Raw genomic sequence first — 26,868 nt, forward strand, 5'->3', positions numbered from 1 at the left:
TTTAAGGAACTACAATGCAATTACATAATTTAAAAGATGCAACACAACAGGTGTCGTTTATTGAAGCTGTAAAAACGGGTTTGGGTCGTAACCAAGGCGTTTTCTTTCCAGATAGCTTGGCGCCTATTGCTGATATTGATGCTTTATTAGATTTGGACTTTGTTACTCGCAGTAGCAAAATCTTATCCCATTTGATTGGGGATGAATTACCCGCAGACACCGTTGCTGAGATGGTACAAAATGCGTTTAACTTTGATGTAAAACTTGTTGAAGTCGAAAAGGATATTTACTGTTTAGAGCTTTTTCACGGGCCAACATTAGCGTTTAAAGATTTTGGTGGGCGTTTTATGGCAGAGTGTCTTGCACAATTTAGCCAAGGAGAAAAAGTTACAATTCTAACCGCAACGTCGGGTGACACAGGTGCTGCGGTTGCGCATGCCTTTTACAACAAACCGAATATTGATGTGGTTATTCTATATCCGAAAGGCAAAATTTCGCTAGCACAGCAAAAACTATTCACTACGTTAGGCAACAACATTCATTGCTATGCGGTTGATGGCAGCTTTGATGATTGCCAAAGCATGGTAAAACAAGCGTTTCTCGATGATGAAGTAAAAGAAAAGCTAGGGTTAAACTCAGCGAATTCAATCAACATCAGTCGTTTAGTTGCACAGGTGTGTTACTACTTTGAAGCAATAGCGCAATTGCCAAAAGCGCAACGTGCTAAAGCGCATATCTCTGTACCAAGTGGAAACTTTGGTAACGTGTGTGCTGCGATGATTGGCGCTGTACTAGGGATGCCAGTGGCAAAACTCAGTGCAACAACCAACCAAAACGATACGGTACCTCGTTTCTTGCAAAATAAAGAGTGGGCTCCTAACGCAACGATTGAATCGTTATCGAACGCGATGGATGTGAGTAAACCAAACAATTGGCCGCGTGTTCAGCACATGTTAGATAATGCATGGTTTAGTTATGATGACTTTTATTCAAGCTGTGTCGATGAAGAGACAACCAAAGAGGTGATGAAAAAAATTCATCAAACAGGGTATGTTGCAGAGCCTCATACTGCGATTGCATACCAAGGCTTAAAAGAAAACATTGCACCGGGCAGTGCGGGTATCTTTTTAGCGACAGCACACCCCGCTAAATTTAAAGAAAGCGTGGAAGAAATACTCGAGATTGAGTTACCGATGCCAAAGCCTTTAGCAGATGCGTTAGCAAAGCAATGTCTTGCAGAAGATATTGTGTGTGATTACCAGCTTTTACGTACTGAGCTGTTAAAAAAACTGGCGTAAAAAACATAAAAAAGAGCGGCTGAGCCGCTCTTTTTTAATGCAATATTGAATGACTATGCCGGTTTAAAATTCGCATCACAAGAATCACCACAGCGGTAATACACAGTAACACGCCAATCACTGAAACCAGTTCATTTTGTGTCCATTGGATCAAGGTATATGCCGCAATAAAAACAATAAATGGTTTAAATTCATAGTAATAATAGAGCTTTCTTTGATTTACTCGTTGACTCGAATGATCTGTGCGTCTTGCATTCGAGCGCATTCGCCAAATATTTGCACCCAGTAAAAAGAGTACGATACCGATGACTGTAGGCACCACATTATTTGCTAATGTGATGCAACTAATGCCGAGGATAAAGTAGCCATAGGGGGCGGCTTCGTAAAGAGGTTTTGCTAACATGAGATTTTATACCATCCTTGATATTTATTAAGACTATTAGGGTAGTTTGAAAATAGTAAAAAGCAATGCCTGTGTGCTATTTTTTATGCAAATGACATTTTAAAAACCTATGTAATATTTTAAATTCATAAATTTTCGTTATGTATCAATAAAAAAATATCATTATTAAAACACTGTGAAATAAATTCAATCCCTGTTTAAATATGTTCATCTTTACACGATAGGCAAATGTGCGTTTTCAGCGTACAATATAGCCTTCAAAAAAACACCATACACGTTGCCTTAGGAGACCCCATGTTAGAACGTAGCATGAATATTTCGGATTTCGATCCAGAGTTATTTGCAGCCATCACTAAAGAGACGGCTCGTCAAGAAGAGCACATCGAACTGATCGCGTCTGAAAACTACTGTAGCCCACGCGTGCTAGAAGCACAGGGTTCTCAGCTTACAAACAAATATGCTGAAGGTTATCCAGGCAAACGTTACTATGGCGGTTGTGAGCACGTTGACGTTGTTGAACAATTAGCAATTGACCGTGCAAACGAGTTATTCGGCACAGACTACGCAAACGTACAACCGCACGCTGGTTCACAAGCTAATGCGGCTGTTTTCCAAGCGCTTCTTCAGCCACATGACACCGTACTAGGTATGAGCTTAGCTCATGGTGGCCACTTAACGCATGGTTCACACGTTAACTTTTCTGGTAAAACGTACAACGCAATTCAATATGGCCTAAATGAAGAAACGGGCGAAATTGATTACGCTCAAGTTGAAGCGCTAGCACTAGAGCACAAACCAAAAATGATCATTGCGGGTTTCTCTGCATACTCAGGTATCGTTGATTGGGCTAAGTTCCGTGAAATCGCTGATAAAGTGGATGCGTACTTATTCGTAGATATGGCACACGTTGCAGGTCTTATTGCGGCTGGCGTATACCCAAGCCCAATTCCTCACGCGCATGTTGTTACAACAACAACTCATAAAACACTAGCGGGTCCTCGTGGCGGTCTAATTGTTTCTGCGTGTGGTGATGAAGAGATCTATAAAAAGCTTAACAGCGCCGTATTCCCGGGTGGCCAAGGTGGTCCTTTATGTCACATCATCGCTGCTAAAGCGGTTGCGTTTAAAGAAGCATTACAGCCTGAATTCAAAACATACCAAGCGCAAGTGGTTAAAAACGCACAAGCAATGGTTGAAGTGTTACAAGAGCGTGGCTATAAAGTTGTTTCTGGTAAAACAGACAACCACTTATTCCTTCTAGACCTAATTGATAAAGATATCACAGGTAAAGATGCTGACGCTGCCCTTGGTAATGCAAACATCACAGTAAACAAAAACTCAGTACCAAATGACCCACGTTCACCGTTTGTAACGTCGGGTCTTCGTATTGGTTCTCCGGCAATTACGCGCCGTGGTTTCAAAGAAGCTGAGTCTAAAGAGCTTGCTGGCTGGATCTGTGACGTACTAGACAACATCAACGATGCATCAGTACAAGCAGAAGTAAAAGAGAAAGTTAAAGCAATCTGTAAAAAACTACCTGTTTACGCTTAATTGCTGGTTAAACCGTAATTAAGATAACAATAGTGTTGTTTTTTGCTATTATAAAGGCCGCTTATTAAGCGGTCTTTTTTTGTTTTTTATAAACGGAAGTTTAACCTTATGCATTGCCCTTTTTGCACAGCAAAAGATACTAAAGTAATCGATTCACGACTTGTTGGCGGTGGTCACCAAGTTAGACGCCGTCGCGAATGCAACGAATGTCACGAGCGTTTTACCACCTTTGAAGGTGCTGAACTTGTTATGCCAAGGGTGATAAAGCAAGACGGTAGTCGAGAACCTTTTAACGAAGACAAATTATTAAATGGCCTGCACCGCGCATTAGAAAAACGCCCAGTGAGTACAGAGCAAATCGAAGAAGTCGTTAACGTGATTAAATCACAGCTACGTGCCACCGGAGAGCGTGAAATCTCAAGCCATTTAATCGGCGAGTGTATTATGGAATCGCTCAAAAAGCTTGATAAAGTAGCTTATGTTAGGTTTGCCTCAGTATATCGCTCATTTGAAGATATTCGTGAGTTTGGCGAAGAAATTGCCCGTTTAGGTGATTAAGCATGTCGTTCACTGAACTTGATAGCATTTATATGGCACGCGCTATTGAGCTTGCCAAACAGGGCCGTTTTACCACGACGCCAAACCCTAATGTGGGTTGTGTACTTGTTAAAGACGGCCATATAGTTGGTGAGGGTTTTCATCAACTTGCCGGGCAGGGTCATGCCGAGGTGAATGCACTGGCCGTTGCTGGCGATAATGCCAAAGGGGCAACAGCCTATGTGACGCTTGAACCTTGCAGTCATTATGGTCGTACTCCGCCCTGTGCTGAAGGTCTAAAAGCGGCCGGTGTGAGTAAAGTGATTGCTGCAATGGTAGACCCAAATCCAGCAGTCAGTGGCCGTGGCTTACAAATATTGGCTGATGCAGGTATTGACGTTGCCTCTGGGTTACTTGAGCAACAGGCGCGCGATTTAAACAAAGGCTTTTTGAAGCGAATGGAAACAGGGTTGCCTTTCGTTACCTGTAAAATGGCCTGTAGTTTAGATGGAAAAACGGCACTTAATAACGGCCAGAGTAAATGGATCACGGGTCCGCAAGCACGCCAAGACGTTCAAGCATTTCGCGCACAAAGCTGCGCAATTTTGAGTGGTGCAGATACCGTTATCAGTGATAACGCCAAATTAAATGTGCGTACTGAAGAGCTGCCATTTGCAATGCCAACATCATTGCCGATACGTCAGCCAACACGTGTGATTATCGATTCGCAAAACAGACTCACCCCAGATCTCGCTTTATTTAGTATTGAGAGTCCGGTGATTATTTTCACAACACAGCTTGATAATCAGCAGCAATGGCCACATTTTGTAAAACACGAAGTGGTGGCAGCTAACAAGAATAAAGTTGATTTATCGGCCGTTTTAGCACGGTTAGCCGAATTACAATTTAATCATATTTGGCTTGAAGCAGGAGCAACCCTAGCGGGCGCTTTTGCACAGCAAGACCTAATAGACGAATACATTGTTTATATTGCCCCTAAGTTAATAGGTGATATGGGCAAAAGCTTACTAAACTTTGCAGAAGTAACAGCCATGGGTGATGTCACTCAATTAACGTTTACCGATACACAGATAATTGGCGACGATATCCGCTTAACAGCGTACAAAGCAAAGCAAGCCACACACACTGAAGATAAAGAGTAGCATTATGTTTACTGGAATAATTGAAGCAACAGGTAAAATTGTTGAATTAACACAAAAACAAGGTGATCTCGCTATTCGTATTCAAAGTAATGATTTGGATATGAAAGACGTAAAACTAGGCGACAGTATTGCAACAAATGGTGTGTGCTTAACAGTAGTTACTAAACATAGCGATGGCTTCAGTGCTGATTTATCAAATGAAACCATTAGCCTGACAGGGTTTGCGCACTATAAAAAAGGCCAAACCGTGAATCTAGAAAAGGCCATGCAGCCAATTTCTCGCCTTGGTGGGCATTTAGTGTCAGGCCATGTTGATGGCATCGCGACAGTTGAAAGCATTACCGCCAATGCCAGAGCAACAGAGTACTGGCTAAGTACCGACCATAATTTAATGAAATACATTCCGTATAAAGGGTCGGTATGTATTGATGGAATTAGTTTAACGGTGAATGAGGTCGAGCAAAATCGCTTCAAGCTGACCATTGTTCCACACACCGCTGAGCAAACGACGATTGCAGAATTTCAAGTGGGCACGCAGGTTAACTTAGAAGTTGATCAAATTGCTCGCTACTTAGAGCGCCTGATCAAAGGGGCTGAACAACCTTCCCGTTCAGACATATCTATGAGCTTGTTAGCGCAAGCTGGTTTTATTAAATAAGCGAAGATACGTCATTATTAATCATACTCTCATGGGCACATTATGAATTTACACAGCGCGCAAGAAATTATCGATGACATTAAAGCCGGTAAAATGGTTATTTTAATGGACGATGAAGATAGAGAAAATGAAGGCGATTTAATTATCGCAGCAGAGCACATAAGTGCAGATGCTATTAATTTTATGGCAACGCATGGTCGTGGTTTAATTTGTTTAACCATGACTCAAGAGCGTTGTCAGCAGTTAGAATTACCGTTAATGGTTAAAAATAACGGAGCGGCTTTCTCAACAAACTTTACAATGTCGATTGAAGCTGCAAAAGGCGTAACAACCGGTATTTCAGCTGCAGACCGTGCACGCACAGTGCAAGCGGCCATCGCGAAAGGAGCTGTGCCAAGTGATATCGTACAGCCGGGTCATATTTTCCCTATTATGGCACAACCTGGCGGCGTTCTTACCCGTGCGGGTCACACTGAAGCGGGCTGTGATTTAGCGCGCTTGGCTGGTCTTGAGCCTTCTTCTGTTATTGTTGAAATTCTCAATGCCGATGGCACCATGGCCCGTCGTCCCGACCTTGAAGTGTTTGCTAAAGAGCATGGTCTGAAGATTGGTACAATTGCTGATTTAATCGAGTACAGAAATCTAAACGAAACCACCATTGAACGTGTTGCAAAATGTAAGTTGCCAACCGATCACGGTGAATTCGATTTAGTGACGTATAAAGACACCATTGATGGTCAGCTCCACTATGCATTGCAAAAAGGCGACGTATCGAAAGATGACGCTACGTTAGTACGTGTTCACTTACAAAGTACGTTTAACGATATTTTACTGTCAGACCGCAGCGCAGATCGTAGCTGGAGTTTATCAGATGCAATGGCCTATATTGCTGAGCATAACGGCGTATTGGTTATCTTAGGTAAACAAGAATCAACCGAAGATCTTGAAGCAACGGTCAAAGCATTTGCAGCAGAAGATGCGGGTGAAAATGTCAGTCATCGTAAATTCCAAGGCACGTCACGCACAGTGGGTGTGGGGTCACAAATTTTAGCAGACCTTGGCATTGAGAAAATGCGCTTGATGAGTCGTCCGAAGAAGTATCATGCATTGTCTGGTTTCCACTTAGAAGTGGTTGATTACGTTGAGCCGCAGTCTTAATTAACGCACAGCTTAGTTAACAAATTTTACTAGCAAGCTAATTTTAAGGCCAAGGTATTCTTGGCCTATTGCATGTAAATTCAAGGCAGTAAGCGTTGAAAGTAACCGCTGGAGATAGATTTATTATCCAGAGTTCAGGTTAACTAGGCGACTTTTATATTTTTGTGGTATTATGCGCCGTAATTTTTGCGCAATCGCAACCGCTTAAACTTATTTTTTAGGGTTATTAAATGAAAATTATTGAAGGTAACAAATACGCACCGGGCAAAAAATTTGCCATTGTCATTTCACGCTTTAATGACTTTATTGGTAGCAGCCTTTTAGCAGGTGCTGTTGATGAGCTTAAGCGCACAGGTGGTGTATCTGACGACGACATTACTGTTGTTTACGTACCAGGTGCCGTTGAATTACCTTTAGCAGCGAAACGCGTTGCAGCAAAGAAAGAACATGATGCAATCATCGCCCTCGGTGTCGTGATCAGAGGTGGTACACCACACTTTGATTTAGTCGCTGGCGAATCAAACAAAGGTCTTGCACAAGTATCACTTGAGTACGATATCCCGGTTGCATTTGGCGTATTAACCACTGAAAGCATTGAACAAGCAATCGAACGCGCAGGCACCAAAATGGGCAATAAAGGCGGCGAAGCTGCTTTAGGCGCGCTCGAAATGGTTAATGTGTTAGACAAAATTTAAGTTTAAGGAATCTCTGTGAAACCAGCAGCAAGACGTAAAGCACGCATCTTAGCACTTCAGGCCGTATATTCTTGGCAGTTAAGTGCCAACCCAATTGCTGATATCGAACAGCAAATGTTAATTGAAAATGATGTGACTAAAATCGACGTCGAATATTTCAAAGACCTAGCACGTGGTGTTGTTGTTAACTGTAAGCAACTTGATCAGATTGTTGCACCACATTTAGCACGCCCTGCTGATGAGTTAGATATGGTCGAAAAAGCAATTTTACGTCTGTCTGCCTATGAGCTTAAGTTCCGTGAAGACGTACCCTATAAAGTAGCAATCAATGAAGGTATTGAGCTTGCGAAAATGTTTGGTGCTGAAGACAGTCATAAATTTGTCAACGGTGTACTTGATAAAGCAGTTAAAGAACTGCGTAAGTAAGTAACCCCGTAGAGGAGAGCCGGCTTGGGCCGGCTTTTTTGTGTATGAAGGAATTTGAATTAATCAATCGTTACTTTAAAGGTCGCGGTATTATCCGCCGTGATGTAAACCTTGGAATAGGTGACGATTGTGCGTTGGTCACCGTGCCTGAAAACTGTCAGTTAGCCGTGACAACTGATACCCTAGTTGCAGGAGTTCACTTTTTTGATGATATCTCTCCTCGTGCACTTGGACATCGAGCACTGGCCGTCAACTTAAGTGATTTAGCGGCGATGGGTGCAGAGCCTACGTGGATTTCGGTTGGTTTAACTTTGCCAGAAGCAAACGTTGAATGGCTTGAAGAGTTCACTGAAGGGATGCATGAAATTGCCGAATACTTTAATGTGCAAATTATAGGGGGAGACACCACGCAAGGGCCTCTCACCATTACTATTTGTGCAAAAGGTATCGTACCGCAAGGCAAAGCTCTGCGTCGCAGTGGTGCAAAAGTGGGTGATTGGATTTACGTGACAGGCCCCTTAGGTGATGCAGGTGTGGCGATTGAAGCGCGCAAGCAAGGTTTCAATATCGCACCAGAGCATTTATCGTATTTAAATAACCGCTTTGATTACCCCGCTCCTCGTGTTGCCGCAGGACAAGTATTGCGTGGTGCAGCATCTGCTGCAATCGATATCTCCGATGGCTTGTTGGCTGACTTAGGGCATATTTTAGCGCTTTCTCAAGTAAGCGCGGTTATAAATGTTGATAAAGTTCCGGTGTCTGACGCCGTGAATGCGTCAATTCCGCGTGCTGAGCAGTTTGATTATATTTTAAATTATGGTGACGATTACGAACTACTTTTCACTGTGCCAGAAAGTAATAAAAGCATGGTGGATATGAAGCTTCGTCAGTATGGCGTTGAAGCCAGTTGTATTGGACAAATCAAAAATGGCGTAGGCGAAATTGAACTTTTACTTGATGGTGAAAAATTTAACTATCAAGGTAAAGGATTTCAGCATTTTACGAAGGAGCCGGTTTGAGCAGTAACCGTTTATTCAATTTAAAACGTCCACATCAATTTTTTGGTTTGGGTTTCGGTTTAGGTTTAGCGCCTAAAGCGCCGGGTACATTTGGTACTTTTGCTGCGTTGCCACTAATTTTTACTACAATGTACTTTCCACTGTGGTTGCAAATTGTGTTTGCTGTGGTGATTAGTGTGTTTGGTATTTGGGCATGCGGTAAAACAGCTGATGACTTAGGGGTACATGATCATCCTGCCATTGTATGGGACGAAGTAGCTGGTTATTATATCACCATGATTGGTGCTGCTCTCAGTTGGCAGTCACTGTTAGTTGGTTTTTTATTGTTCCGTTTTTTTGATATCGCTAAACCAGGCCCAATACGTATTCTTGATAGACGTTTACATGGTGGTCTGGGCATCATGGCTGATGATATTCTAGCAGGTGTATTTTCATTGATTTGTGTTCAAGCTTTGTTTAAAAGTGGCCTTTTACCTTTTTAAGCAATGAATTAAGGTTTTCTTGGTGGCAAAGGTATGATGCGATTTCTAGTGGTTTGTTTGTTGATGTTTTGCAGCACGTCGGTGTTTGCATCTATCACTGAGTACGTTGTCAAACAATGGAATATCCAAAATGGCTTGCCATCACAATCATTAAAAAGCATTGCGCAAGACGAACAGGGTTATATGTGGCTAGGCACCCAGTTTGGTCTTAGTCGTTTTGACGGTAATACATTTACTAACTTTAATACACAAAATAGCGATTTTTTACCAAGCAATGGTATCAACAAGCTATTAGTTGATAGTGATGGTTTGCTGTGGGTTGGCACCAAAAATGGGTTAGTCACACTCGACCCCGAAACCATGATGTCGCAAACTTTCAATGTGAAAGGCCCCGTGCGGGACATTTTAGAAGACTCAAAGGGCAGTATTTGGATTGCTGCGAATGGTCTTTATTATGTCGCTCGTAACCAGGTAGCACTGCAACAGAACTCAGCGTTAAGTGTTCCGGTGTCTAACGCGACCGCAATCACGCAAATTGTGGGTTCTGTCAGTCAAATGGCGCTCTCTCCTGAAGGAATTTGGCTGGTAAATGAACGTCACTTACTGCGCTTAACCAATACCTCATCTGATTTTGCGAAACTGCGCTTAGAGTTAACCGCAAAAGTCTCACTTCCCGAGCGTTTAGCGCAAACGATTATTCATGATATGGCTTGGCTTGAAGGTAACTTGTATCTTGCTTCTGAGCTGGGTGCTTACTTTCTTGATTTAGACGATGAACTACGCCCATTTCCTTTGCCTAATGCGAGTAACTCGGCGGTGTATAAATTCATGAGTGACTCCGATGGGGCATTGTGGATCTCAACCTATGGGCGACTCTTGTTCCGTGATAACTCGGGTGACTGGCAATGGGTAGAGCCGAGCCAACTTGATCAAAGTATTTGGTTTGCAGATATCTTCCGCGATAACCAAAATAATATTTGGTTAGCAAGCTTTAGTGAAGGTTTATGGCTTGCACATGAAGGGCGTATTGAGCGCCACTCAGCAATTTCTAACATGACCGAGGCGGTAATGGCGATAAGCCAAGCCCCCGACGGCAAGCTGTGGGTTGCTAACCGAAGTGGTGTTGGCTATTTCGATTACAATAAAAACTTTGTTAACAAAATCCCTAGTAATCAATTTGGTCGTGCCGCTGTGCACGATTTGCAGTTTGATGGTGATCGCCTTTATATCGCAACAGGTCGTGGCGTTTTTTATTACGAGAACCAAAGTTTATATACGGTGCCCGGCCGTGCATTACGAGACAACCCAGTGTTTGCTATTAGTCGCTCCAATAAAGGAGGATTTTGGTTAGGGACTGGGCGCGGTATGTATCGTTTAAGTTACGGGGGGCTTACTCCATTTGCCTATAACGCGTTCCTTGGTAGTAAATTTATTACTTATGTACTTGATGAACAGAACTTTGGTCTTATCGGAACCAGTAAAGGAGCTTACTACTTTACCGACCGCGGTATTGAAAAAATAGGCGACCAAACAAGCTTAGAAAGTGCCTACGTCACCAGTATTTTAAACATTGAAGGGGTTGGCATTTTAATAGGCTCATTAAATGACGGCTTATTTTATCGCAGTACAAAAGGGCAGTGGCGGCAGCTTGATGCCACCGATGGTTTACCTTATGGCTCTATTTTTAGTCTAGTGTATGACAAGCAGTTGAAGCGTATTTGGGTTAGTACCATGAAAGGCGTATACCGTATGCCGGTTGAACAGTTTGGTACTGATATTGAAAGCTTGAAAGTGGAGCAGGTTATCTCATCGTTTGATCGTCAACTCGATGGTAAAGCGAGTCAATGTTGTGCGGGGCTTGGCCATGATGCGGTTGCAGATACAGGAAATTCAATTTGGTATCCAAGCTTGCAAGGTGTTGTTGAGATTCCGAAAAGTGTAGAGCTTTTTGGAGTGAAAGCATTAAAGCCACGCATTGAAAATATTGTTACTCCATTGCGCCATTTGAGCACCGCAACATTAGGTAACAAACCTGAGCTGCAAATAGATGAGCGTGACATAACGATTAAGTACACAGCGATTGATTATTATGCGCCTTCGAGTATTGAATTTCGTTATCGATTAAGCGGATTAGACAATGATTGGCGATACGCGAATACGCGACGTGAAGCTATTTATACTAACTTACCCCCAGGTTCTTTCTTATTTCAACTTGAAGCAAAACGCCGGGGTGAAGATTGGAAAAAAGCACGCCGAACAGAGTATTCATTTATTGTACCGCGCCGCTTTGATGAGACTATTTACTTTAGGTTGCTGATCACCAGCAGCTTTATTCTATTGTTTTATCTTGTATTCTGGGTGTTTAGAGCGCAAGAGAAGCGTAAGCAATTGGCGCTGGAAAGTTTGGTTACTGAGCGTACCGTAGAGCTTCGTGAGGCTAACGATAAACTTAACCAAGTGAACTCGCAGCTTAAGTTAGTCAGCCACTCTGATGAGCTAACGGGGCTTCGTAGTCGTCGCTTCTTATTTGATCAATTACCGAAAGACATTGAACACTTTCAGCGAAATTCACAGTCATTGCAGGCACAAGGTAAATCGTTGGTACTGTTAATTATTAATTTTGATAATTTTAGCCGTATTAATGACGCGTATGGTCCGCTTGCAGGCGACAGCTGTTTACAACAAATGGCTACGTTGCTTAATAGCCGTACTCAAGGTTCCGACTACGTGGCTCGATGGAGCGGCGATGAGTTTTTACTCTTACTGCGCGATTTTAAACGCACCGCGATAGATGATTATGTTGCAGAGTTATGTGAAGCAGTGGCGAGTAACTCATTTAGGTTACCAAATGGTGAGTCGACAACAATCACCGCATCAATCGGTTGGTCGTTTTATCCATTGCCTTTATTAGGCGGCCAAGTAATTGGCTGGGAAACGTCTGTCAATTTAGCTGATATTGCACTGCATCAAGTTAAAAAGCGCGGGGGTGATGGTGTGGCTAATATTACCTTTGATGAGCAGCTAGATGCATTTGAGTTTGAACAAACCAATAATGTTGATCAGCAACTCAGTGTTTTACAAGAGAATGGCCTAGCAGACATCAAGATTTGGATGCGCTAGATATGATTTTTTGATTTACTAATATATAGTGGTGATAACATTTTGTTGGAGTTGTATTTAAAAGGAATGAAATATGAAAACAATGAAAGTAATTTTAATTTCCCTTTTGTGTCTTTATTCGTTTAGTGGTGTAGCAGATATTCAATCTGAGGCTTTTTTTTGCAAGCAATGTACAAGTAAAGACATTGCTAGAACAATAGCAAAAAATGAGTACGTAAACCCTAAGAAGTGTTACCCAGAAGATCCTAACCGTCCAATGAACGATGCTAATATGATTTGTAGCTCTGTTCAGAAAAATGTGGTTTTAGTTAACCCTGACACGAAAGCTGTTTATAGTTTTTTATTAGGGCACAGTAACGTTGCTCCAATTTTTCCTACCCTAGCATTAGACATGACACTGAGCCAGAATCAAATTGAAGGCTACCAAGCTGTTGTTGATTACAATGCTGCGCTTAATTATGCAGTAAGCAATATTCAAAATTATAAAGCAATTAACTCTCAGTATTTAATGACTTTTAATGCAAAGGCTACGCGTACATCTTCATCGGCATCTTGCCCAGATAATTCAGCTTTATCCATCATAGTCGAGCCGAATAAAATAAATCAGCTCAAAGAGTTGATGAATTTATCTCTAATGTTTAACTTAGAAAGTTCTCCAAGCGCAGACGTCTTAGATCGTATTAACAATTCAGGGCGAGTCAGCTCCACTAGTGTTGGAGTTAACCTAATGGGTGTAAATTTCACCGTACAATACACTGATGAAACGAAAAAGCCTTCCCTAATTTGGGAGTTTGAACAAAGCGAAAAAGAAAGTTCGTTCAAAGATGGTTTAGTTTTTGATTATGAAATCTACCTTCATGATTCTAATGGCGCGCCACGTGCCCGTTACACTATTATTGATGAAGCATCGAGAGTTGCAGGCATGACTCTTTCAGCTCTAAAAGGGCATGATGCAGGACCTTCAGTAATTGACAATGAATGTACTCTAGATAAGTTAGCAGAATTGAATGAAACAGGCATGTTCACTAATTCAAATGGAGATGTTTTAGGTTTTAATGGTTCAGATGGGGCTACAAATACTGTAATTAACGGTGCTGGAAGCGGTAGAACATGCACAATCTTTTTTCAGCAATATGGAACTGGTGACACTATAGTATTCCGTGTTCCTAGGTCAATGTGTAATTAAAAATGCCTTGTCTATTACTAGAGAAGGCATTGTGAGGCTAACCAGGGCGCTTGTTACCTAAGCCCCCTTTTTAGTTTTAATGGTTAAGCCAAGCCGGTAAAATAGCCACTGACTCTGGTGCCGTGAATGAGTAACTCACAGTCGCGGCAATATCACCACTTGGGCTATTTAAAATATTATCGAAGCGCATTACCAAACCATTCGACTTTTCAGCGACATATAAATGGTTGCCTGTATACATAATATCAACGGGGTTACCAAGCTGACTAGCTGGCCCTGCAATGTTGACGCTTACATTGGTTAAGCCGCTTGCTTTTGATGCGTTATTTAACACGTAAATTTTACCGTCGGTAGCATCGGCTGCACTGCCTACATCTGACACTATCAATGAATCACTTAGAGGATCATAATCAATACCATGAAGGTTAGTTGGCGCTGCAAACGCCGTACCGCCGGATGCTGGTGTGATCAAACGGTCTTCTCCAGTGATGGTTGTCATGCCTGCCATTAATTTGCTTTTCACTTCGTCAAATACTGCAACTGTGCCATTAGTCAGGGCAACAAATGCTTTGTCTGTTGCAGGGTCATAATCAACATCCCATGGGCGAGCACCGCCGTTGGCTGTTAAAGTCATGAGTGGGCTAACATTGCCCGTTGCACAGCTCGAAAAGATTAAAATACCAGGGGTTGTGGCATTAAATTCAGCCACAAATACCATGCCATTATCAGAGGCCACATCGATACCTTTAGGTGAAATGATACCTGTATTTGCTCCAGTGATTAGCCTGTCTTGGCTGGTTGTAAATGTGTCGCCATCACGATGGGTTGCTACTTTGTTCGAGACAACGAGACCGCCTATTGATGTCGTTGCATTATCGTACGTGGCATAGCTTGTCCCTGATTTGTCGAAGGCGACACTTTCAATGGTTTGACTTGCATTATAGCTGGCAAGCTCTGCAGTCAAGGGGGCATTAATGCGGCTAATTTGACCGGTTGTAGCGCCTAGTACAGCTGGGTTGCTACTGACAGCAACGCCCAATAATGGCATGTTAATCATGACACTGTCAGAGCTATCTTGCATACCATTGTGCATGACTGTAGGTGTGATTGATTCAGGCTTTGTGGTTGCTGTCACTAAGTCAGGAGCAATATCACCGCTGTCACCAGCGAAAATATTGCTAAACACGAGTACGGCATCATTTGATTTTTCGGCAACACGTAAATCACTGCCTGTCAGACTAATATCAACCGGATTGCCAAGCATAGACATTGGGCCTGCGATATGGCGGTCAACTGTGACCATGCCATCAGCCTGTGATGCATTTGAAATAACAAAGAGTGCACCGTCGGTTGCATCAGATGCACTTCCTACATCAGAGAGCACTAATTTATTAGTATGTGATTCAAGCGAGATGCCATGAAGGTTCACTGATATTTTGGCGCCGGTTTCATCGCTAGGGGTAATTGTCCGCGCGGGTGTAGCTGCAAAGCCGCCCATCACATAGTTATCATATACGGCCACATCACCATTAGTGAGTGCAACGTATAATCGGTCGTTAATTTCATCGTAGGTTAAATCCCACGGTTTTGCGTCTGTCACTGTGCTGGCCAGTGGTGCAACATCTCCTGCGGCTTCTTTACCGAACACCGTTACTTGCATACCATTAAAGTCAGCAGCAAAAATTAGCCCGTGCTTGTTTGAAATAGTGATGCCTTTGGGGTTGACTAAGGTGCTGTTTGTACCTGATATCATTCTATCAACGTCACTGTTATACATCCCGCCATCACCTCGGCTGAGAATCTGACACACTGTGCTGATTGCCCCATTGCCCGAATCGGCTGCTTGTACAAGGTTACCTAAACTGTCGAATACGACACCTTCATTTGCCCCAGTGTTAAAACTTGAAAGCTTAGCGGCATTTTGATTGATAACATTGACTGTCCCCGCATTTTCTTGGCCATTATTAGCGAGAATAAAGGTGGCAGCTGCAAAACCGGGTGCACCATCGTTACCATCCATACCGTCTGAACCATCAGTGCCATTTGTACCATCTTGACCGTCAACGCCATTGGCTCCGTCAGCACCATCTTGACCTGCAACACCCTGAGCACCCATCGCACCGTCTTTACCGTCGTCACCACTACATCCACTTACGCCGAGTAACACGGCTAGTGTTAATGCACAAAGAGTAAATTTTGTTAGTGTTGAATCTGTGTGAGTATGTAGTGCTATTTCATCATTTTTAAACGCTTTCATTTGTTCATACCTTATTTAATAATCCATCAAAAAGTGAACAGACAACGTGTAGTGCTCAGAACCGCTTTCAAAAGCATAACCCTTGCTCACGAGTTAACCTCATTGAGTAAACGGGGAAGGAGGGAGATTGGATGCAGGAAAAAATAACTTTTTTAGTGTTTGTTTTTATATTATTGATTTTAAAATTAAAAAAAGGAGCATTATGCTCCTTTTTATTTGAACTGATTGTGTAAGTTAAGCAATAAAGGCTTTAATGCTGGCTAAAATACCGTTTGCATCTAGGCCCATTTCGGCATGCATTTCTTCCTGCGTACCGTGCTTTATAAACTCATCAGGGATACCCAAATTCAAGATAGATGCATTGGCTTTAATGGTAGCAAGGTATTCATTAACTGCAGAACCTGCACCGCCAGCAATCGCGTTGTCCTCGAGAGTTACAATCACATCGTGCTCGCTTAGTAAGTCGCTAATTGCCTGTGTATCGAGTGGCTTAATAAAGCGCATATCAAGCAGAGTTGCATTTAATGCTTCTGCGGCAAGCTGTGCATTATCTAACAAGGTTCCAAATGATAATATGGCCACCTTGTTTCCTTGTTTTATTGTACGGGCTTTACCAAGTTCAATTGCATGCATCTGTGCTTGCACTTCACAATGGCCAGCGCTACCGCGCGGATAACGTACCGCAACTGGTTGATTACATTGATAGCCAGTATAAAGCATTTGGCGGCATTCATTGGTGTCACTCGGTGCCATGATGATCATGTTTGGTATACAGCGCATAAAGCTTAAATCGTAAGCTCCTTGGTGTGTTTCACCGTCGGCGCCAACAATACCTGCACGGTCAATGGCAAATAAAACAGGGAGGTTTTGCAGTGCAACATCATGAATTAGTTGGTCATAGGCACGTTGTAAGAAACTAGAGTAAATAGCAACGACAGGCTTTAAGCCTTCGCACGCAAAACCTGCAGCGAGTGTCACGGCGTGTTGTTCTGCAATGGCAACATCGAAGTACTGGTTAGGAAACTCTTTTGAAAAGCGTACCATGCCCGAGCCTTCTCGCATTGCAGGAGTAATTGCCATGAGTTTGTCGTCTTGTTTTGCCATGTCACAAAGCCAATCACCAAACACGTTCGAGAATGTGGCTGCGCCCGGTTTTGATTTAGGCAATTTTGACATGCTAGGGTCAAATTTTGGTACCCCATGGTAGCCAATAGGATCCGCTTCAGCAGGTTTATAACCTTTGCCTTTTTGCGTTTTTATATGCAGTAATTGCGGCCCTTTAAGGTTACGCATATTACGCAGAGTATCGACCAACATATTCACGTCGTGGCCATCTATTGGGCCGATATAGTTTAAACCTAACTCTTCAAAGAAAGTGCCTGGAATGACCATGCCTTTCAAGTGCTCTTCCATTCGGCTGGCAAGTTCTTTTACGGGCGGTAAACCCGAAAGTAGCTTTTTACTGCCTTCTCGGATATTGGTATAGAAACTACCTGATAAAATGCGAGCGAAGTGGTTGTTTAATGCGCCCACGTTTTCTGAAATCGACATTTCGTTATCATTTAAGATAATAAGCACATTTGGGTTTACATCACCCATGTGGTTCATCGCTTCAAATGCCATACCCGCAGTAATGGCACCATCACCAATTACGGCAACTGTTTTTCGATCTTTACCTTCTTTTTCTGCCGCAATTGCCATGCCTAGGGCTGCAGAAATAGAGGTGCTAGAGTGACCTACACTGAATGTATCGTATTTACTTTCTTCACGGAATGGGAAAGGGTGTAAGCCATCCTTTTGACGAATCGTATGCATTTGGTCACGACGACCCGTTAAGATTTTGTGTGGGTATGCTTGGTGACCCACATCCCATACTAAACGATCTTCAGGGGTGTTATAGACATAATGCAGCGCAACAGTTAACTCAACAGTGCCTAATCCTGATGCTAAATGACCACTACTTTGCGAAACTGAGTTCAAGAGGTATTCACGTAACTCTTTACTAAACGCAGGTAATTTGTCTTGCGCTAAATCACGCAGTTGTGCTGGTTCGTCAACCAAACTTAATAATGGATACTTGCTACTATCAAGTGTCATGTTTTTTATACATCCTTCGCTAACCAGAGTGCATTATAGCCCATAGCGGCTCTGATTTTTTAGTTATTTTGTCTTTCTTTTGTAGGCACTAATATTTACGTTCAACTATATAGCTGGCAAGGCTTGCCAACTCATTTGTGTCGTAATCTATTGCCTCAAGAGCCTGATGAGCTTGGGCAAGTAAATCTTGCGCTTTTTGTTTAGCACCTGCCATGCCTAATAAAGCAGGGTAGGTTGCTTTATTAGCCGCAATATCTGACCCTTGAGGCTTTCCTAATGTTTCAGTATCAGCTTCAACGTCTAGGATATCGTCTTGTACCTGAAAAGCCAGACCTATCGCTTGACCAAATAGATTTAGTTGCTGCAATGTATGCTGATCACAGTGAGTCGCGCACAAAGCTCCCAGTGTAATTGCACAATTTAAAAGCGCCCCGGTTTTCAGTTGGTGGATACGTTCCAATTGCTCAACACTGATCACTTGATCGGTAGAGACAATATCCAGTGCTTGTCCCCCAACCATACCTTCAATACCTGAGGCTTTGCTTAATGAGGCTATCATTTTAACCTGTTGTGTCGCTGGCACCGTAAATTGATGATTAGCAATTAAATCAAATGCAAGCGTTTGCAGTGCATCGCCGGCTAAAATTGCCTGTGCTTCGCCATAAACAATGTGGCAAGTTGGTCGGCCTCGGCGTAAATCATCATCGTCCATTGCCGGCAAATCATCGTGTACAAGTGAGTAACTATGGATACACTCAATGGCTGCTGCAAGTACATCTAAATCGGCTTTGTTTGCTCCCATCATACGACCGGTTGCGTAAACAAGGTACGGCCGTAAACGCTTCCCCCCATTTAAAACACCATAATGGGTTGCGTCTTTAATTGTTTGTTCGGTATTAAGTGGCTGATCAAAATAGCGATTTAACATGGCTTCAACATCGTGTTGAGCACGTTGTAGTTGTTCTTTTAATTGCACTGAATTAGTCCAGGTTTGAATCAAAGTTGCTCAGAGGAGCTTGGCTATCGTTGCCCATTAAAATGGCCACTTTTTGTTCTGCTTGCTGTAATTTACCCGATGAGGCATTTGCCAGTGCAATACCACGTTCAAACTGTTTAAGTGACTGTTCTAAAGACAGTTCACCTTGCTCCATTTGCACAACTATTTGAGATAATTCATCCAGCGCTTCTTCAAAGCTTAAGTTTTCTGGTTTCTTTGCCGCCATTGTGGCCTCGATAGCTATTAGAAAGTGAGGCCAATTTTAGGGGGAATGCTAAACTAGGTCAAAGAATGATGTGTTTTTTTACGCATAAAGCGATTTCGATATGCTATTTTTACGCTTTTAGATACAGCTTAAACTTGTAGCTTAAAAATCTTACATTAAAATAAAATTAATTCATTTAATGATTTAAGTAATTCAATTGCTTGCCGATAAGCAGTTAATAATAAAAATTTGATGCCTGAGGGTGTCGTGTTATTTTCCTCTGGAGGGGTATGTGGATTTAGCAACCATAATAGGTATTCTTGGTGCCATAGGCTTAATTGCTATGTCGATGGTGTTAAGTAGTGACGGCCAAGTTGCAATGTTTTACAACACACCTTCGGTGGTCATTGTATTCGGTGGCTCGATTTTTATTGTGTTATCAAACTTCACCATGGGACAGTTTTTGGGGATAGGGAAGGTTGCAGCTAAAGCCTTCATGTTCAAAATTGAATCTCCAGAAGAGTTAATTGAAAAAGCAGTTGAACTAGCTGACTCTGCACGTAAAGGTGGCTTTCTCGCGCTTGAAGAGGCTGATATCCCCAATGCGTTCATGCGAAAAGGGGTTGATATGCTGGTTGATGGTCATGATGCCGATGTTGTGAGGGCTACGCTACAAAAAGATATTTCTTTGACATCTGCACGTCATGAACATGGTGCCACTTTATTTAAATCGCTTGCTGATATCGCCCCGGCAATGGGTATGATTGGTACGCTGATAGGGTTGGTTGCGATGTTATCAAACATGGATGACCCTAAAGCGATTGGTCCTGCTATGGCGGTGGCCCTACTTACCACCTTATACGGTGCATTTTTAGCGAATGTTATTGCTATTCCTATTCAGGTAAAGCTTGAGCTTCGTAAAGACGAAGAAGCACTAAACCAGCGCCTCATTTTGGATGCGGTTTTAGGCATACAAGATGGTCAAAACCCGAAAGTAATTGAAGGGATTTTGAAAAACTATTTAGCCGAATCTAAACGTAAAGTAGATACTGAGGAGTAGGCATGTCTGATCAAGAGTGCAAATGTCCGCCCCCTGGCCTGCCAGCTTGGATGGGCACATTTGCTGACTTAATGTCGTTATTAATGTGCTTCTTTGTACTCTTACTTGCTTTCTCTGAAATGGATGTACTTAAGTTTAAGCAAATAGCAGGCTCGATGAAGTTTGCTTTTGGTGTGCAAAATAAGATTGAAGTAAAAGATATTCCCAAAGGAACCTCGGTGATTGCAATGGAGTTCACGCCAGGTAAACCTGAGCCCACGCCGATTGAAACGATTCAACAACAAACCGTTGAAATGACTCAGCAAATGTTAGAGTTTCAAGCGGGTGATGAAAGCTCTGCTGGTGGTCGCCAAGAGCAACGAGGTAACAAGCGCGGTGGTGAATCGCAAAGTACAGCGCAAGAGCAAGCGATGGAGCAGTCAATTTCAGCGGCTGATCAAGAGCAAACTAATGAGCTTGTGAAAAAAATTGCTCAGCAATTAGAGCAACAGATTATGGATGGGGCGATTGAGCTTGAGTCGCTTGGTCAGCAAATTATTATCCGTATTCGTGAAAATGGCTCGTTCCCATCGGGCAGCGCATTTTTACAGCCTAAATTTAAACCTATCATTCGTGATATAGCGACCTTACTTAAAGACGTACCTGGTGAAATTACGGTGTCTGGCCATACCGATGATTTTCAGGTTTCTAATGAGCTATACACCAATAACTGGGATTTATCTTCGAAAAGAGCGGTGGCGGTTGCCAGTGAAATGGAAAAAGCCTCCGGCTTTGATAAGTCGCGTATGGTGGTTGTCGGGCATGCTGAAACACGGCCGCTTGTTCCCAATGTGACCGATGAAGATCGCCGACGTAATCGACGCGTCGAGATCTCTATAATGCAGGGTAAAGCGCACGAGTCAGACCCTATTGATGTGAGACCATAAATCCATTACAGTAAAACTTCGTTAACAGATGTAATGGAGTATACAAATGAAAAAAATAGATAAGTACTGCTACATGCCAGGTAATGGTAGTGGTGATGATGATGATAAAACTGATTAAGGTAGGTAATTTTGCCTGATTGGTTTGGCTCCATCATATCAATATTAAATAATAGCTGGGTATTCATGTTGAGCCCAGCTATTTTCGTTTTCTATCTACAAAAAGACTGGTTTGCCTTTCGGTTTGCACTAATCACAGCCTGCTTCTTTTTATACGGCACGTTGATTCATGACCATTTACGTGGTTTTGATGATATTTATGTCTGGCGCTATGTAGTGTGGGCTTTCAATGATATTGCTTGGATGGCTGTAATTGCGTATTTAGGGATCAAAGATAAAGTTTATTTGTGGCAGAGTGTGTTGGGTCAACTTGTTGTTATTATGGCCCCTATTTTACAACTCTTTCGTTTAGTCGATCGCCATCTTTGGGACTTATCGTACAGCACATATATGTATAAGACGCTGCTGCCTCTCATTAATATTGCTACTGTTATTGTGTGTTATTTACCACTGATTTACTTACTAACACGGCGAGCAAAGCACGCTTAACTTATTCCTAAGTTAAAAACCCTATGCTAGACTACTGTTCATATAAACAGTATCTAGTGTTGCTTTATGAAACTTTACATTGCCGAAAAACCTTCTTTAGCACGCGCTATAGCAGATGCGCTGCCAAAACCTCAAAAAAAGCAGGATGGTTTTATTGAACTTGCCAATGGTGATTGTGTTTCATGGTGTATAGGTCATTTACTTGAGCAAGCGGAACCTGATGAGTACGATGAACGCTTTAAAAAATGGCGTTTTGAACATTTACCTATCGTGCCAGAGCAATGGCAACTAAAGCCAAAACCAAAAACGCGCAAACAACTTACCGTTTTAAAAAAGTTAATCAAACAGGCTACTCAGATTGTACACGCAGGTGATCCTGACCGCGAAGGGCAATTACTTGTCGATCAAGTGATCGATCAAGTTAAACTTAGCCAAGCAAAAAAACAGCAAATACAACGTTTACTAATCAGCGATTTAAACTTAAATGCAGTAAAAAAAGCACTCAATAATTTGCGGTCTAATCGCGAGTTTATTCCATTAAGTGTCTCAGCTTTGGCTCGTTCACGCGCTGATTGGTTATTTGGCATGAATTTGACTCGTGCTTATACATTAGCCGGTCAAAAAGCTGGATTTGGTAATGTGTTATCTGTTGGCCGTGTGCAAACGCCTATTTTAGGTTTAGTCGTCAACCGTGATAATGAAATTGCTAATTTTACAGCCAAGCCTTTTTATGAAGTATTGGCCCATCTAAAAACCCAAAACCAGCAAACATTTACAGCTAAGTGGCAACCGAGTAAAGCGTGTGAGCCGTATCAAGATGACGAAGGTCGCGTGTTGCACCGAGGACTTGCAGAAAATGTTGTATCGCGAATAACTGACCAGCCTGCAACGGTATCAGAACTTGAGCAAAAGCAAAAAAAACAACAAGCACCTTTGCCTTATAACTTATCCGCTTTACAAATAGATGCAGCAAAAGCGTTTTCGATGCCAGCACAAAGTGTGCTCGATATCTGCCAAAATTTATACGAGCGCCATAAATTAATTACTTATCCTCGTTCAGATAATCGTTACTTACCAAAAGATCATCACCGTGAGGCTGCGGGCATTATTGCTGCAATTGCGCATAATAATGGACAACCTAATGAAGCATGCAATAAAGCTGATAGCAGTAAGCGAAGTAAATGTTTTAATGATAGCAAGGTCGCTGCGCATCATGCGATAGTGCCAACAGTTAAACAATTACGTACTGCAGCCTTAAATGCCGATGAGCAAAAGGTTTATAGACTTATTTGTCGCCAATATTTAGCTCAGTTTTATCCAGATTATATTTTTAATGAAACCAAAGTGAGTGTGATGATTGCGGGCGGGCTTTTTAAAACAACAGCTAAGCAAGATGTTAGTCTGGGCTTTAAAGCATTAATGGGTAAAACAGAATTAAAGGACGAACAAACACTTCCCCCATTAGAGAAAGGCCAGCAACTGCATTGTTACGAAGCCCAGCTCGTTGACAAAATGACGTCACCGCCCGCGCATTTCACAGACGCCACTCTATTAAGTGCTATGACGGGCATTAGTCGTTATGTAAAAGATTCAGAAATCAAAAAAATACTGAAAGAAACTGATGGACTTGGAACAGAGGCCACGCGAGCGGGCATTATTGAGTTACTCTTTAAACGACGTTTTCTAAAACGCCAAGGTAAAAGTATTATTGCTACAGAAACAGGGCAAGCGCTTATAAGTGCCTTACCTCTTGCGTTAGCGAGTCCTGATTTAACAGCGAAGTGGGAAGCTTCTTTGAGTAACATTGCTGAACAGCAAATGAGTTATAAGCAATTTTTAACACCGCTACTTGATGAATTGCAGCAACTTGTTGAACAAGCCAAACACTGCGATAGCCAGGTATTCGCGCAACTACCAAAAACGCCACCTAAGCGGCGTTTTAAAAGAAAAGCAAAATCTAAGGCTAAGCCAGCTTAGCCTTAAAACAGTTATTGATTGAATAATGCGACAGCGGCGTTGCTCATCGCAGTTATTCCTGTGGGTAGGGCTTTTTTATAATCTGGCGCAAATTTACTCGAGTGCAGTGAAGGTAAAGTGCTACCCGATTTTATTGCATCATTGTACTGGTTAGGTTCGACACCCCCTAACCAAAATAGCGTGATAGGGACATGGTGCTCTGTACGGCCATACAAACCAAAATCTTCACCTGCCATTACTGCATCTGCATCAAGTACATTTTCTTCACCAAGTGCACTGGAAATCGCATTACGTACAACATTTGTTTGTGCGGGGTTATTATAAGTTGATGGAATAGACTCATCTTCATGAACGTATACCTCTGGGATTAAGCTTTCATCCAAACCAGCACTCAGTGCAATACCTTTACTAATTCGTTTAATCGCCGCAATTTGCTGCAAACGTACTTCGGGATTATAGCTGCGAAGTGTTAATTGCAGTTTCACTTCATCAGAAATGACATTATGTTTAGAACCACCATGAATAGAGCCAACAGTAATGACCGAGGGTTCTAATGGAGAAAGCTCGCGACTGGTTATTGTTTGTAATGCTAAAACAATGCGCGAAGCGATAACAACGGGGTCAATTGTTGTATGTGGGTAAGCACCATGGCCCCCTTTGCCTTTTACAGTGATATCTACAGAGTCAACACTGGCCATGGTATATTCATTTTTCATACTCACTTTCCCCGCAGGGACGCTCGCACTAACATGCAGCGCAATGACATGATCTGGGGTCGGATATTGAGAGAAAAGTCCTTCTTTTAGCATGGCTTTTGCACCGCCACCAACTTCTTCAGCGGGCTGTGCTACCATCATTAGCGTGCCTTGCCATTGATCTTTGTGAGATATTAATTGCTCTGCGGTCCCAATAAAAGAGCTCATATGGATATCATGGCCACAACCATGCATCACACCAACAGTCGCACCGCTGTCATTTTTCACAGTGACTTTAGAAGCGTAAGGCTTTCCCGTTTGTTCAACAATAGGTAATCCGTCAGTATCTGTGCGGATCATGATAGTTGGGCCTTCACCATTTTTATAAAGGCCTACAACCCCGTAACCACCCACATTATCAGTCACAGTAAAACCAAGCTTTTTAAGTTCTTTTGCTAGTTTTTGACCTGTTTGCTTTTCGTGATAAGACAATTCGGGTGTTTGATGTAAATCTAAATAAAGCTTTTCGATATTTGGCATTGATTGCGTTAGATTTAAATCCAATGATGCGGCGTGAGCAAGTGGACTAAGGAGTACTAATGCAGCACATATGCGCGATAATTTCATAATGACCTCGACTGAGTGGGCTTGTAATTGTTATGTTCGTCACCATATAAAAACCTAAATGAATATATAGTGCAATCGATCACATGAACAATATGATAAATCTTACACCGCAGAATCTGCAGCAAGCATTGGGTGAAACATCTTCAGAAAAACTAGTGCTACTTAGTTTTTATTCTGCACAAAACCCAGAATGTCATCAGCAAGCTGCAATTTTAGAGAAAATAGCCAGCGAATATGGTGAGCATTTATTAGTAGCAACACTAGACTGTGATGTGGAGCAAGCGCTGGCGTCGCAATTGGCACAACAAATTGGCTTGCAAGCTTTGCCTACATTAGTATTGCTAAAAGATGCTGCTCCTGTTGATATGTTGCCAGGCGCACAGTCTGAGCAGCAAATTCGTGATGCACTTGCAAAGCATTTACCTGCACAACATGAGTTATTACTTGAACAAGCTAAACAAGCCTTAATTAATCAAGATCTAAACAATGCTTTTAATTATGCCAAGAAAGCGTATGAGCTAGACCCAAGTCATACGCGCGTAAAATTAGTGCTCGCGGATATTTGTATTCAAATTCATAAATTAGATGATGCGCAAGCTTTATTAGATTCAGTTGATGAAAGCGAGCGCGATGCTTATTTTACAAACATTAAAGCTAAATGTGAGCAGGCATTGGCAGCAACAGACTCACCAGAGATAAAAGCGTTACAAGTAAAAGTAGAAAAGTACCCGAACGATTTAGAAATAAAGCTGGAATTAAGTAATGCATTTAATGGAGCAGGGCGCAAAGAAGAAGCATTAGAGTTATTGTTTAATGTACTTAAGAAAGATCTAAACTTTGCAGATGCAAAACCAACATACCTAGAAATTATTGCTTCATTACCAGATGGTGATGCGTTAGCTTCAAAGTATCGTCGTAAACTCTATAGTATCTTGTATTAATATTTAGAAAATGAAAGAAAGCGTCATTTAAATAAGGGCGCTTTTTTTATTTTTAAAACTTGCTTATTACCTAATTTCGATAATACTTAAGATCCTCTCGAGAAAAGTTGGCTGTATTTTGTACAGTAAACTGTGTTTTTTACTGCCTTTAGCTTGTTTTTTGCGCGAAAGGTAAGTTTTTAGTAGTTTTCTGCAAAAAAGTGCTTGCGTAAAAAATCCATCTCCCTATAATGCGCATCCACTGACACGGCGGGCAGCAACGAAAGACGCTGAACAACGTAGCAGAGAGTTAAGTAAAACTTCGGTTTTAAGTCTTCGAAAGAAAGTTTGAAATTAAGTGTTGACTCGAAAAATTAAGGATGTATTATACGCATCCCTTGAGACGCGAAAGCAACTCGAAACGTTCTTTAACAATATAAAGCAATCATCTGTGTGGGCACTCGTACAGATTGAGTTCTAACAGTCGAGCTACTTAGGTAGTAAGACAAACAAATTTAGAGTCTCAATTTAAACTGAGTGACCAACGGAAATAAGTTTACTTATTTCAGCACAGTCAATTCAACATCGAAAGATGTTAAATAAATTCAGAATTCATTGAGCATGTCCGCTCCCTTATGGGRAGGACAGAAAAAACTTTTAATTGAAGAGTTTGATCATGGCTCAGATTGAACGCTGGCGGCAGGCCTAACACATGCAAGTCGAGCGGTAACAGAGAGTAGCTTGCTACTCTGCTGACGAGCGGCGGACGGGTGAGTAATGCTTGGGAATGTACCTTATGGTGGGG

23 protein-coding genes and 1 rRNA gene are annotated in these 26,868 nt (G+C 42.1%); 18 read left to right on the top strand and 6 right to left on the bottom strand.

Annotated features, from left to right (window positions below):
• The first annotated feature begins 14 nt into the window (after nt 1-14).
• Entirely contained in the window at nt 15-1,298 is a 1,284-nt protein-coding gene (gene thrC / locus BWD47_RS12195) for a threonine synthase (RefSeq protein WP_065979731.1), read from the top strand.
• A 34-nt stretch (nt 1,299-1,332) separates the two neighbouring features.
• Here the strand turns inward: thrC and BWD47_RS12200 are convergent, their stop codons facing one another.
• Entirely contained in the window at nt 1,333-1,701 is a 369-nt protein-coding gene (locus tag BWD47_RS12200; protein WP_036966310.1) for a hypothetical protein, read from the bottom strand.
• Nucleotides 1,702-1,995: 294 nt separating this feature from the next.
• On the opposite strand from BWD47_RS12200, the gene glyA reads away from it, so the two are divergent.
• The 11 genes from glyA (at nt 1,996) to BWD47_RS12255 (ending at nt 13,696) form a co-directional block, all read left to right on the top strand.
• Nucleotides 1,996-3,252, top strand: a complete 1,257-nt coding sequence (gene glyA / locus BWD47_RS12205; protein WP_036966312.1) for a serine hydroxymethyltransferase — start codon at nt 1,996-1,998, stop codon at nt 3,250-3,252.
• 108 nt (nt 3,253-3,360) lie between these two features.
• On the top strand, nt 3,361-3,810 hold the full coding sequence (gene nrdR, locus BWD47_RS12210) for a transcriptional regulator NrdR (protein ID WP_036966316.1): 450 nt from the start codon (nt 3,361-3,363) through the stop codon (nt 3,808-3,810).
• Between the two features lie 2 nt (nt 3,811-3,812).
• Nucleotides 3,813-4,952 carry a bifunctional diaminohydroxyphosphoribosylaminopyrimidine deaminase/5-amino-6-(5-phosphoribosylamino)uracil reductase RibD gene (ribD, locus tag BWD47_RS12215; protein WP_036966319.1) on the top strand — a complete coding sequence of 380 codons (1,140 nt, stop codon included), beginning with the start codon at nt 3,813-3,815 and terminating at the stop codon, nt 4,950-4,952.
• 4 nt (nt 4,953-4,956) lie between these two features.
• The gene (locus BWD47_RS12220; RefSeq protein ID WP_036966322.1) at nt 4,957-5,610 is read left to right on the top strand and encodes a riboflavin synthase; all 654 of its coding nucleotides are present in this window, start codon (nt 4,957-4,959) and stop codon (nt 5,608-5,610) included.
• A gap of 42 nt (nt 5,611-5,652) precedes the next feature.
• Nucleotides 5,653-6,768, top strand: a complete 1,116-nt coding sequence (gene ribBA / locus BWD47_RS12225; RefSeq protein ID WP_065979732.1) for a bifunctional 3,4-dihydroxy-2-butanone-4-phosphate synthase/GTP cyclohydrolase II — start codon at nt 5,653-5,655, stop codon at nt 6,766-6,768.
• Between the two features lie 230 nt (nt 6,769-6,998).
• Nucleotides 6,999-7,463 (top strand): 6,7-dimethyl-8-ribityllumazine synthase, encoded by a 465-nt coding sequence (gene ribE / locus BWD47_RS12230; protein WP_036966328.1) that lies wholly within the window; start codon nt 6,999-7,001, stop codon nt 7,461-7,463.
• A gap of 15 nt (nt 7,464-7,478) precedes the next feature.
• Nucleotides 7,479-7,889, top strand: a complete 411-nt coding sequence (gene nusB, locus BWD47_RS12235) for a transcription antitermination factor NusB (RefSeq protein WP_065979733.1) — start codon at nt 7,479-7,481, stop codon at nt 7,887-7,889.
• A 44-nt stretch (nt 7,890-7,933) separates the two neighbouring features.
• Nucleotides 7,934-8,908, top strand: a complete 975-nt coding sequence (thiL, locus tag BWD47_RS12240) for a thiamine-phosphate kinase (protein ID WP_036966332.1) — start codon at nt 7,934-7,936, stop codon at nt 8,906-8,908.
• On the top strand, nt 8,905-9,390 hold the full coding sequence (locus tag BWD47_RS12245) for a phosphatidylglycerophosphatase A (protein ID WP_036966334.1): 486 nt from the start codon (nt 8,905-8,907) through the stop codon (nt 9,388-9,390). The genes thiL and BWD47_RS12245 overlap by 4 nt, the downstream gene beginning before the upstream one ends.
• 33 nt (nt 9,391-9,423) lie before the next feature.
• Complete coding sequence (locus BWD47_RS12250) at nt 9,424-12,510, top strand: ligand-binding sensor domain-containing diguanylate cyclase (protein WP_065979734.1); 3,087 nt, start codon at nt 9,424-9,426, stop codon at nt 12,508-12,510.
• Between the two features lie 73 nt (nt 12,511-12,583).
• Nucleotides 12,584-13,696 (top strand): hypothetical protein, encoded by a 1,113-nt coding sequence (locus tag BWD47_RS12255; RefSeq protein ID WP_075594059.1) that lies wholly within the window; start codon nt 12,584-12,586, stop codon nt 13,694-13,696.
• Nucleotides 13,697-13,772: 76 nt separating this feature from the next.
• Here BWD47_RS12255 and BWD47_RS12260 read toward each other — a convergent pair whose 3' ends face one another.
• The 4 genes from BWD47_RS12260 to BWD47_RS12275 form a co-directional block, all read right to left on the bottom strand.
• Nucleotides 13,773-15,953: a hypothetical protein gene (locus BWD47_RS12260; protein WP_075594060.1), complete on the bottom strand. Its 2,181-nt coding sequence runs from the start codon at nt 15,951-15,953 to the stop codon at nt 13,773-13,775.
• Between the two features lie 234 nt (nt 15,954-16,187).
• Nucleotides 16,188-18,050, bottom strand: coding sequence for a 1-deoxy-D-xylulose-5-phosphate synthase (gene dxs, locus BWD47_RS12265; RefSeq protein WP_065979736.1), 1,863 nt, complete (start codon nt 18,048-18,050; stop codon nt 16,188-16,190).
• Between the two features lie 88 nt (nt 18,051-18,138).
• On the bottom strand, nt 18,139-19,026 hold the full coding sequence (ispA, locus tag BWD47_RS12270; RefSeq protein ID WP_036966342.1) for a (2E,6E)-farnesyl diphosphate synthase: 888 nt from the start codon (nt 19,024-19,026) through the stop codon (nt 18,139-18,141).
• Nucleotides 19,027-19,030: 4 nt separating this feature from the next.
• A complete protein-coding gene (locus tag BWD47_RS12275; protein ID WP_036966344.1) occupies nt 19,031-19,273 on the bottom strand; it encodes an exodeoxyribonuclease VII small subunit in 243 nt (80 codons plus the stop codon).
• 271 nt (nt 19,274-19,544) lie between these two features.
• Here BWD47_RS12275 and pomA point away from each other — a divergent pair, with 271 nt between their 5' ends.
• The 4 genes from pomA to BWD47_RS12295 all read left to right on the top strand — a co-directional run bounded on the left by pomA (nt 19,545) and on the right by BWD47_RS12295 (nt 23,821).
• On the top strand, nt 19,545-20,312 hold the full coding sequence (pomA, locus tag BWD47_RS12280) for a flagellar motor protein PomA (protein ID WP_036966347.1): 768 nt from the start codon (nt 19,545-19,547) through the stop codon (nt 20,310-20,312).
• A 2-nt stretch (nt 20,313-20,314) separates the two neighbouring features.
• On the top strand, nt 20,315-21,238 hold the full coding sequence (locus tag BWD47_RS12285) for a flagellar motor protein MotB (protein ID WP_036966350.1): 924 nt from the start codon (nt 20,315-20,317) through the stop codon (nt 21,236-21,238).
• 129 nt (nt 21,239-21,367) lie between these two features.
• Nucleotides 21,368-21,844, top strand: coding sequence for a hypothetical protein (locus BWD47_RS12290; protein ID WP_036966353.1), 477 nt, complete (start codon nt 21,368-21,370; stop codon nt 21,842-21,844).
• Between the two features lie 66 nt (nt 21,845-21,910).
• The gene (locus BWD47_RS12295) at nt 21,911-23,821 is read left to right on the top strand and encodes a DNA topoisomerase III (RefSeq protein WP_075594061.1); all 1,911 of its coding nucleotides are present in this window, start codon (nt 21,911-21,913) and stop codon (nt 23,819-23,821) included.
• 11 nt (nt 23,822-23,832) lie between these two features.
• Here BWD47_RS12295 and BWD47_RS12300 read toward each other — a convergent pair whose 3' ends face one another.
• A complete protein-coding gene (locus BWD47_RS12300) occupies nt 23,833-25,143 on the bottom strand; it encodes a M20 family metallopeptidase (RefSeq protein WP_074988898.1) in 1,311 nt (436 codons plus the stop codon).
• Nucleotides 25,144-25,226: 83 nt separating this feature from the next.
• Here BWD47_RS12300 and BWD47_RS12305 point away from each other — a divergent pair, with 83 nt between their 5' ends.
• Together BWD47_RS12305 and BWD47_RS12310 are read left to right on the top strand one after the other, a co-directional pair.
• Nucleotides 25,227-26,084, top strand: coding sequence for a tetratricopeptide repeat protein (locus BWD47_RS12305; RefSeq protein ID WP_075594062.1), 858 nt, complete (start codon nt 25,227-25,229; stop codon nt 26,082-26,084).
• Nucleotides 26,085-26,721: 637 nt separating this feature from the next.
• A 16S ribosomal RNA gene (locus tag BWD47_RS12310) occupies nt 26,722-26,868 on the top strand; the annotation flags it as partial.

The organism is Pseudoalteromonas sp. PAB 2.2 (assembly GCF_001938575.1).
GTDB lineage: Bacteria > Pseudomonadota > Gammaproteobacteria > Enterobacterales > Alteromonadaceae > Pseudoalteromonas > Pseudoalteromonas lipolytica.

What these genes read in the sequence shown, in the direction of transcription:
- thrC (WP_065979731.1), top strand. Translation starts at nt 15, where the DNA reads ATGCAATTACATAATTTAAAAGATGCAACACAACAGGTGTCGTTTATT.
- BWD47_RS12200 (WP_036966310.1), bottom strand. Translation starts at nt 1,701, where the DNA reads ATGTTAGCAAAACCTCTTTACGAAGCCGCCCCCTATGGCTACTTTATC.
- glyA (WP_036966312.1), top strand. Translation starts at nt 1,996, where the DNA reads ATGTTAGAACGTAGCATGAATATTTCGGATTTCGATCCAGAGTTATTT.
- nrdR (WP_036966316.1), top strand. Translation starts at nt 3,361, where the DNA reads ATGCATTGCCCTTTTTGCACAGCAAAAGATACTAAAGTAATCGATTCA.
- ribD (WP_036966319.1), top strand. Translation starts at nt 3,813, where the DNA reads ATGTCGTTCACTGAACTTGATAGCATTTATATGGCACGCGCTATTGAG.
- BWD47_RS12220 (WP_036966322.1), top strand. Translation starts at nt 4,957, where the DNA reads ATGTTTACTGGAATAATTGAAGCAACAGGTAAAATTGTTGAATTAACA.
- ribBA (WP_065979732.1), top strand. Translation starts at nt 5,653, where the DNA reads ATGAATTTACACAGCGCGCAAGAAATTATCGATGACATTAAAGCCGGT.
- ribE (WP_036966328.1), top strand. Translation starts at nt 6,999, where the DNA reads ATGAAAATTATTGAAGGTAACAAATACGCACCGGGCAAAAAATTTGCC.
- thiL (WP_036966332.1), top strand. Translation starts at nt 7,934, where the DNA reads ATGAAGGAATTTGAATTAATCAATCGTTACTTTAAAGGTCGCGGTATT.
- BWD47_RS12250 (WP_065979734.1), top strand. Translation starts at nt 9,424, where the DNA reads ATGATGCGATTTCTAGTGGTTTGTTTGTTGATGTTTTGCAGCACGTCG.
- BWD47_RS12255 (WP_075594059.1), top strand. Translation starts at nt 12,584, where the DNA reads ATGAAAACAATGAAAGTAATTTTAATTTCCCTTTTGTGTCTTTATTCG.
- BWD47_RS12260 (WP_075594060.1), bottom strand. Translation starts at nt 15,953, where the DNA reads ATGAAAGCGTTTAAAAATGATGAAATAGCACTACATACTCACACAGAT.
- dxs (WP_065979736.1), bottom strand. Translation starts at nt 18,050, where the DNA reads ATGACACTTGATAGTAGCAAGTATCCATTATTAAGTTTGGTTGACGAA.
- BWD47_RS12275 (WP_036966344.1), bottom strand. Translation starts at nt 19,273, where the DNA reads ATGGCGGCAAAGAAACCAGAAAACTTAAGCTTTGAAGAAGCGCTGGAT.
- BWD47_RS12285 (WP_036966350.1), top strand. Translation starts at nt 20,315, where the DNA reads ATGTCTGATCAAGAGTGCAAATGTCCGCCCCCTGGCCTGCCAGCTTGG.
- BWD47_RS12295 (WP_075594061.1), top strand. Translation starts at nt 21,911, where the DNA reads ATGAAACTTTACATTGCCGAAAAACCTTCTTTAGCACGCGCTATAGCA.
- BWD47_RS12300 (WP_074988898.1), bottom strand. Translation starts at nt 25,143, where the DNA reads ATGAAATTATCGCGCATATGTGCTGCATTAGTACTCCTTAGTCCACTT.
- BWD47_RS12305 (WP_075594062.1), top strand. Translation starts at nt 25,227, where the DNA reads ATGAACAATATGATAAATCTTACACCGCAGAATCTGCAGCAAGCATTG.